At 67.3% G+C, this 6,455-nt stretch carries 5 protein-coding genes; all 5 read right to left on the reverse strand.

Annotated features, from left to right (window positions below; all coding sequences use genetic code 11):
• Window positions 1–45: 45 nt before the first annotated feature.
• On the reverse strand, window positions 46–558 hold the full coding sequence (locus RCF13_RS20590) for a GNAT family N-acetyltransferase (protein WP_134968743.1): 513 nt from the start codon (window positions 556–558) through the stop codon (window positions 46–48).
• Between the two features lie 81 nt (window positions 559–639).
• Window positions 640–1,629: a copper resistance protein B gene (locus RCF13_RS20595; protein WP_134968742.1), complete on the reverse strand. Its 990-nt coding sequence runs from the start codon at window positions 1,627–1,629 to the stop codon at window positions 640–642.
• Window positions 1,626–3,437 carry a copper resistance system multicopper oxidase gene (locus tag RCF13_RS20600; RefSeq protein ID WP_061480341.1) on the reverse strand — a complete coding sequence of 604 codons (1,812 nt, stop codon included), beginning with the start codon at window positions 3,435–3,437 and terminating at the stop codon, window positions 1,626–1,628. The genes RCF13_RS20595 and RCF13_RS20600 overlap by 4 nt, the downstream gene beginning before the upstream one ends.
• A gap of 75 nt (window positions 3,438–3,512) precedes the next feature.
• Window positions 3,513–3,893, reverse strand: a complete 381-nt coding sequence (locus RCF13_RS20605) for a CopL family metal-binding regulatory protein (protein ID WP_231352260.1) — start codon at window positions 3,891–3,893, stop codon at window positions 3,513–3,515.
• Window positions 3,894–4,063: 170 nt separating this feature from the next.
• Window positions 4,064–5,866, reverse strand: a complete 1,803-nt coding sequence (gene recQ / locus RCF13_RS20610; RefSeq protein ID WP_134969486.1) for a DNA helicase RecQ — start codon at window positions 5,864–5,866, stop codon at window positions 4,064–4,066.
• Between the last annotated feature and the right edge of the window lie 589 nt (window positions 5,867–6,455).

Here is a 6,455-nt window from a genome sequence, read left to right on the forward strand (position 1 = left end):
GCCGCCAATAGTCGAGCATGGCTCGACTCTACAGGGGCCGCATGATCACGGCCGGCGCAGGATGAACTCGCGGTCGCGCGTATCCCCGACGATGAAGTCGTACTCGCCGACCTTGCTGCAGCCGTAGCGCGTGTAGAAGCGCTGCGCGCCGAAGTTCTCCTCCCAGACGCCCACCCACAGGGTGCGGCGCTGCGGCTGGTCCAGCCAGGCCATGAACGCGTCCATCAGGCGCGCGCCGTGGCCGCCGTTCTGGTAGTCGGCCAGGATGTAGAAGCGCTTCAGTTCGATGTCGCCTTCGCAGGCCTCGGCATGCGGCAGGGTGTTGGCACCGGCAGCCAGGTAGCCGACCACGTTGTCGCGGTCCATCAGCAGCCAGATCGCGCTGCGCGGGTCGGACAGTTCGGCGCGCTGCGGTTCGCTGCTGTAGTGCGCCTGCAGGAAATCCTGCAGCTCCTGCGCCGGATACGAGTCGCCCCAGGTTTCGTTGTAGGTGGCGATGGCGATGGCCGACAGCGCATCGACATCGGCCAGGGTGGCGCGGCGGATCTGCAGCGACATGGCGGAGCCTGCATTGGAACGTGGCGCAGTGTAGCCGGCCCCGGCGTTTGCCGGGGCTGGCGGTTGCTCACAATCCGCTGATCAGAACCACATGCGAACGCCGGCCACCCAACGCGTGTCGCGCGCGTGGTCACCGGCGTAGTCGGCGGTGTCGCCAAACGTGCGCTCGTGGCTGATGCCGATGTACGGCGCGAAACGGCGGCTGAACTCATAACGCAGGCGCAGCCCGGCTTCGACCTTGTTCAGTCCGCGACCAATGCCGTACTCCGGTTCATCCTTGGCTGCGATGGTGGCTTCCAGCAGCGGCTGCAGGATCAGGCGGTTGGTCAGCAGTACGTCGTACTCGACCTCGGCCTTGGCCAGCAGCTGGCCGCCAGAACCCATGTACAGCGTGGCCGAGCTCTCGAACTTGTACGGCGCCAGGCCCTGGATGCCGATGGCCGCCCAGGTGCGCGAGTCGGCCGGCCGGAAGTCCTGGCGCACGCCGACCAGCACGTCCCACCACGGCGATACGCTGCGACCATACAGTGCTTCCAGTGACGACGACTCCGTGCGGCCGCGGCTGCGTTCGCCATCGGTGCGCAACCACAGGCGGTTGATGTTGCCACCGATCCAGCCGGTGGCCTCCCAGGCCTGGCCGGTGCTGTTCTTGCCGTCCCAGTGTTCGAGGCGATCGATCAGCAGCAGGCTGTTGATCTGCGGTGCATGCTCCATCGCACCGTGCGCGATCGGTGGGAATGCGGCAGCGCGGTCGGCATCGGTGGGAACCGGGATCGGCTCGCGCGGTTCGATCGGTGCAGGCGTGCCGTGACCCATCGCCTCGTGGTCCATCTGTGAATGATCCCTCTTCGAGTGGTCCATCGTGGAGTGGTCCATGCCGGCGTGATCCGCCGCGCCCATGTCCATCTTCGAATGATCGACCTGTTCGACCGGCGCCTTGGCAGACTTCGCGGTTTTCGCGGTCGGATCCATCGCGGCCATGTCATGCCCGGCATGCGACTGCGCGAACACCGGCCATGCCGCGGCCAGGCCCAGGGCCAGCAGGCTGGGGGAAAGCAGTGAGCGGCTCATTCTTCGATCCTCACTTCGCGCATCATGCCCGCTTCCATGTGGTAGAGCAGATGGCAGTGGTAGGCCCAGCGACCGAGCGCATCGGCACGCACGCGGTAACTGCGGCGGGTGCCGGGTGGCATGTCGATGGTGTGCTTGCGCAGCTGGAATTCGCCCTGCGCGTTCTCCAGATCACTCCACACGCCGTGCAGGTGGATCGGGTGCTGCATCATGGTGTCGTTGACCAATACGATGCGCATGCGCTCGCCGTAGTTCAGTCGCAGCGGCTCGGCGCTGGCGAACGGAATGCCATCGAATGACCAGGAGAACTTCTCCATATGGCCGGTCAGGTGCAATTCGATCTCGCGGCTCGGCTCGCGGCCATCGGGGTCCTCGAACAGGCTGCGCATCGCGCCGTAGGTGAGTACCTGGCGACCGTTGTCGCGCAGGCCGATGCCGGGGTCGTCCAGCTTTGGTTCGGTGGCTGAGCTCTGCATGTCCACCAGCGGGTTGTTGCGTTCGCTGGCCGGGTGCTTTGGCGCCTTGCTGGCGGTATCGGCGCCAGCCTGTGCCCCGTGGCCCATGCTGGCGCCGCAGCCGCCTTCCATGCCCTTCATCGCGGCCATGTCGTGGCCACCATGGCCACCACTGCCCATGCCATGGCCCATGTCGGCCATGGTCAGCAGCACGCGCGGGTCGCGCTCGGGAATCGGCGCCTGCAGGCCGTGGCGCACCGCCAGCGTGCCGGCGGCGTAGCCGGTGCGGCCCATGTCCTGGCAGAAGATGGTGAACGCGTCCTGCCCGGTCGGTTCCACCAGCACGTCGTAGGTTTCGGCCGGCGCGATGCGGAACTCATCGATGCTCACCGGGTGGATGTACTGGCCGTCGGCAGCGACCACGGTCATCTTCAGACCGGGGATGCGCACGTCGAAGTAGGTCATCGACCCACCGTTGATGAAGCGCAGCAGCACCTTTTCGCCACTGCGGAACAGGCCGGTCCAGTTGCCGGCCGGGGCGGTGCCGTTCATCAGGTAGGTGTAGGTATTGGCATTGACGTCGGACAGGTCGGTGGGCGTCATCCGCATCCGGCCCCACATGCCACGGTCGGACAGCGCTGCCGACCAGCCATCGCGCTTCACGTCACGCAGGAAATCCGGCAGCGTGCGCATGTAGTAGTTGTCGTACGCCGCCAGCTTCTTCATGCGGCGGAACAGGGCGCCTGGGTCCATGTCGGTCCAGTCGGACAGCATGATCACGTGCTCGCGGTCGTGCCGGTACGGCGCCGGCTCGGCGGGATCGATGATCAGCGCGCCGTACAGGCCGGCCTGTTCCTGGAACATCGAGTGGCTGTGGTACCAGTAGGTGCCCGACTGCTTCAGCTCGAAGTGGTAGTGGTAGGTCTCACCGGGGCCGATGCCGTTGAAGCTCAGGCCGGGCACGCCGTCCATGTTGGCCGGCAGCAGGATGCCGTGCCAGTGGATCGAGGTCGGGTGGCGGTCCAGGGTGTTGCGCACGAACAGATCCACGGTCTGGCCTTCACGCCAGCGCAGGATCGGTGCGGGCAGCGAGCCGTTGACGGTGATCGCAGGACGGGTGCGGCCAGTGAAGTTGGCCAGCGATTCGCCGATGGCCAGTTCGATGCGGGTGTCGCTGAGCACGGCGGGGGCGCCGGCCAGGCGTGGGGCGGCAGTGGCGGCGGCGAGCGCGCGCTGCGGCACGCCGACAGCGGCGATGCCGGCAACCACGCCACCGGCGGCCAGGCCCTGTACGAACAGGCGGCGCGACGGCATGGGCACAGCGCCCGGACCGCGGGGGATGCGGGTATTCATGGTGGTGACTCCAGACACGTAAAGACGCCGGCAGGCGGCCGGCTGCGGTGCGCAGGGCGCACGGTGCGTGTGGAATCAGCCGATGGGAGGGCGTGAGATCGGCGGCAGCGGCGGCGCCGGCCGGCCGGTGGCCGGCATCGGCTGCGGGGCCAGCGACAGTGCCGGGCCGGCCATGAACGGCAACGGCTGCACCACCAGCAGCGGGTGCTGGGCGCAGCTGCGCACGCAGTCCTTGATCTGGCAGTGGGCGTCGTGGGCCGGGGCCTTGGCCTGCGGGGCCGGGTCGGCCTGCGTGCCGACGTGGTGGTGGCAGTCGGCATCGCCGCCATCAAGGGCGGCTACCGCGTGGGCCATCCGCCCCATTTCTTCGTGACCACGGGCCATGGCCGCGTTCAGCCCGTTGAGCAACAGGCTGAGCATGAGCACGACACGGAGCAGGGTCGAGGCGAGGGACATGGCGCTAATCTAGCCGCAAGCGGCTGCGGATGCACTTCCGGCTGAATGGCCGGTTCAAGGTTGGACCTGCACCAATGTAGAGCCGAGCCCACGCTCGGCTGCTTCTGCGGGAACGGTAGCCGAGCGTGGGTTCGGCTCTACAGGGGTACCAGCGCACGGTTGGCCCGGCACTACCCTTCTTCACGCACGATCTCGACCAGGCGCGGGCCGTAGCGGCTCAGCTTGGTACCGCCGATGCCGCCGACCCGGGCCAGTTCGTCCAGGCTGGTCGGGCGCCGCTCGGCGATGTTGCGCAGGGTGCTGTCGTGGAAGATCACGAACGCCGGTACGTTCTGTTCCCGGGCCAGTTCGGCGCGCAGGCCGCGCAGCGCGTTGAACAGGGCCAGGTCCTGCGGCAGTACCGACAGGCCGGTGCGCTGCGCACTGCGCTCGCGTCCGCTGCTGCTGGCCGGGTCGCGGCGCATGCTGATCTGGCGGCGGCCGGTCAGCACGTCGCGGCTGGCATCGGTCAGGCGCAGGCCGCCGTGGCCCTCGCTGTCCACTTCCAGCAGGCTGGCGGCGACCAGCTGGCGGAACACGCTGCGCCAGGTGCGTGCATCCAGGTCGCGGCCGATGGCATAAGTGCTCAGCTTGTCGTGGCCCTGCTGCCTCACCTTCTCGTTCTCGCTGCCGCGCAGGATGTCGATCAGGTGGCCGACACCGAAGCGCTGGCCGCTGCGGTAGACGCAGCTCAGCGCCTTCTGTGCCGGTATGGTCGCGTCCCACGAGGCCGGTGGCGTCAGGCAGTTGTCGCAGTTGCCGCACGGTTGGGGGTAGGTTTCGCCGAAGCCGGCCAGCAGCACCTGGCGGCGGCACTGCATTGATTCGCAGTAGCCCAGCAGATGGTCGAGCTTGGCCCGCTCCAGCTGCTTGCGCTCTTCGCCCGCCTCGGACTGCTCGATCATCTGCTTGAGCAGTACCACATCACCCAGGCCGTAGCACAGCCAGGCCTCGGCGGCTTCGCCATCGCGGCCTGCGCGTCCGGTTTCCTGGTAGTAGCCCTCCATCGACTTGGGCAGGTCGGTATGCGCGACGAAACGCACGTCCGGCTTGTCGATGCCCATGCCGAAGGCGATGGTGGCACACATCACGATGCCGTCCTCGCGCAGGAAGCGGCGCTGGTTGCTGGCGCGCACTTCCGGCGGCAGGCCGGCGTGGTAAGGCAGAGCGTTGAAGCCCTGGCCGCAGAGGAATTCAGCGGTCTCCTCGACCTTGCGCCGCGACATGCAGTAGACGATGCCGGCCTCGCCACGGTGGCCGCGCAGGAAGTCGGTCAGCTGCTTGCGGGCGTTGTCCTTCTGCACCACGGTGTAGCGGATGTTGGGGCGGTCGAAGGAACTGACAAAATGGCGCGCTTCCTGCAGATCGAGGCGCTCGGCGATCTCGCGCTGGGTCGGCGGGTCGGCGGTGGCGGTCAGCGCGATCCGGGGGATCTGCGGCCAACGCTCGTGCAGCACGGTCAACTGGCGATATTCGGGGCGGAAGTCATGGCCCCACTGCGACACGCAGTGTGCTTCGTCGATGGCGAACAGGGCGATCTGGCTGCGCGACAGCAGCGACAGGAAACGCCCGGTCAGCAGCCGCTCAGGGGCGACATACAGCATGTCCAGTTCGCCGGCGAGCAGCTCGCGCTCGACGCGGCCGGCGGTCTCGGCGTCCAGGGTTGAATTCAGGTACTCGGCGCGCACGCCGAGCTGGCGCAGGGCTTCGACCTGGTCCTGCATCAGTGCGATCAGCGGCGAGATGACGATGCCGCAACCGTCACGCAGCAGGGCCGGGACCTGGTAGCACAGCGATTTGCCGCCGCCGGTGGGCATCAGCACCAGGGCGTCGTGACCGGCAGCCACATGCTCCACGATGTCCTGCTGCGGACCACGGAAATCGTCGTAACCAAAGACGCGTTGAAGCAGGTCGTGCGCGGGACGGGAAGCCATCCGGCTAGTTTACTCCGGAGCGAGGGGTAGGGGTTCGGCAGGGCTGCGCCCTGCACCCGCTGCAAGCCAGTGCAACGTCAAAGGCAACAGCCGGCTCTGGGGTGATTCGTGGTTTGGTGGGGCGGTGTCGGATTGCGGGGACGCCGCAAGTACGTCCCTGTAGGCTTGGCAGCCGCATCCATGCGGCTGACACCCCGCAATCAGACACCGCCCCACCTTCGACAGTTTCCCGCGGCCGTTGGTGGGTGTCGACCTTGGTCGACACATCTGTCAGATATCGACAAACAAAATGGGGTCAGATCCCGTTTTCCTGCGGAAAACGGATCTGACCCCAATGGCTTTGCCGGCAGATCGCGGAAATCTGTCGAAGGCGGGGTGGGTCCGGTTGCGGGGGCGTGAGCCGCATGGGCCCGTGGCATGCCTCGGGCGGGTTGGGCTGGACGCCCAACCCCCGTCTTGCCGTGTGCGCCGGACAGCGCACACGAGCAAGCGGCGACCGAGCCTACATGGACGTATTTACGGCGTCCCCCGCAACCGGACCCACCCCGCCTACCTACAGGAAGCCCGCTTTTGCTTCGGCTGTTGCTGT

This window comes from Stenotrophomonas maltophilia group sp. RNC7 (genome assembly GCF_030910085.1).
Lineage (GTDB): Bacteria > Pseudomonadota > Gammaproteobacteria > Xanthomonadales > Xanthomonadaceae > Stenotrophomonas > Stenotrophomonas sepilia.

What these genes read in the sequence shown, in the direction of transcription:
- RCF13_RS20590 (WP_134968743.1), bottom strand. Translation starts at nt 558, where the DNA reads ATGTCGCTGCAGATCCGCCGCGCCACCCTGGCCGATGTCGATGCGCTG.
- RCF13_RS20595 (WP_134968742.1), bottom strand. Translation starts at nt 1,629, where the DNA reads ATGAGCCGCTCACTGCTTTCCCCCAGCCTGCTGGCCCTGGGCCTGGCC.
- RCF13_RS20600 (WP_061480341.1), bottom strand. Translation starts at nt 3,437, where the DNA reads ATGAATACCCGCATCCCCCGCGGTCCGGGCGCTGTGCCCATGCCGTCG.
- RCF13_RS20605 (WP_231352260.1), bottom strand. Translation starts at nt 3,893, where the DNA reads ATGTCCCTCGCCTCGACCCTGCTCCGTGTCGTGCTCATGCTCAGCCTG.
- recQ (WP_134969486.1), bottom strand. Translation starts at nt 5,866, where the DNA reads ATGGCTTCCCGTCCCGCGCACGACCTGCTTCAACGCGTCTTTGGTTAC.